This window comes from Vibrio fujianensis (genome assembly GCF_002749895.1).
Taxonomy (GTDB): domain Bacteria; phylum Pseudomonadota; class Gammaproteobacteria; order Enterobacterales; family Vibrionaceae; genus Vibrio; species Vibrio fujianensis.
This window is the reverse complement of sequence record NZ_NBUS01000054.1, coordinates 90,021-91,179: the sequence shown is the minus strand read 5'-3', so window position 1 is coordinate 91,179 and position 1,159 is coordinate 90,021. Positions and strand designations below refer to the sequence as shown.

The window sequence follows — 1,159 nt, the reverse complement described above, 5'->3', positions numbered from 1 at the left end:
CATTTTACCAATGCTACCAATACGAGCCAAAATAAGAGCGACGATCAGTGGTCCGCCTGCCAATCCCAATTTTATTGCTGCAGGAAAACCCGGTAAGTAAAAAGGTATCGAACCTAAGAGTACTCCAAGGCCTATCCCAACAAAAACAGGCAACATTTGCACATGTTGCAATTTTTGATGTGCATTACCAACAATACCACTGACGGCTTCAATGGCTTCTTTTCGGCCAACTAAGTTTAAAATATCACCAAATTGTAGAGTTGATTGACTCGATGGAATCAACTCAACCCCAGCTCGATTAAGCCGAGAAACCACAACGTCATACTTTTCTTTTAGATCTAAGTCACGTAGTTTTTTACCCAATACAATTTCATTGGTCACCACTAAACGTTGAACTCGTAATTCGGTGCCTCGTGTCGATAATGAAGCATCAACCTCTTCACCAATCACTAACCGAGCTTTTTCTAATGCTTTTTTATCCCCCACTAAGTGAAGAAAATCATTCAATTCAACACGAGAGTCTGGCTTGGGGACATACAGTTGGTCTCCTCGTTTTAAGCGCGAACAAATAATATTTCCATCGCTTAATGCTGGAATCTCTTGTAAGAGCAGCCCATTTAAATTGGGATTTTTCACCGCAACATTTATCGTATTCAGGCTCTCTTTTTTATGCCCATTGTGAATTTCAAATTCATCAGCCTCTTGCTGAATGTTAACTCGAAATAACATACGCAATAGCCACATCGTTAACAAAATGCCACAAATACCAAATGGATAAGCAATTGCATAGCCCATCCCGGTTAAATCCAATAAATTCTCTTGGCCACCTAACTCTCCGAGAATTTGTTGCCCAGCACCCAGTGATGGTGTATTGGTCACTGCACCAGAGAATACGCCGAGAATCACCGGCAATGGCACATCAAATAAATAATACAGTGCGATGGTCACTAAACAGCCAAGCAAAACAATCAAAGCAGCAAAAGCATTCAGTTTTAGACCGGAGGATCTCAATGAAGAGAAAAAGCCAGGCCCCACTTGTATACCAATGGTATAAACAAACAAGATCAGACCAAATTCTTGAATAAAATGTAAGGTATTGTAATCGAGATCGATTCCCCAAGCCGTAGTAAAATGGCCGACTAAAATACCACCAAATAGG

The 1,159-nt window shown here is 40.7% G+C and carries 1 protein-coding gene; it reads right to left on the bottom strand.

All coding sequences use genetic code 11. The features are described from left to right. Positions 1–1,159, bottom strand: a 1,159-nt coding sequence (locus B7C60_RS13565) for a putative transporter (RefSeq protein ID WP_245869450.1), incomplete at both ends; no start/stop codon positions are given.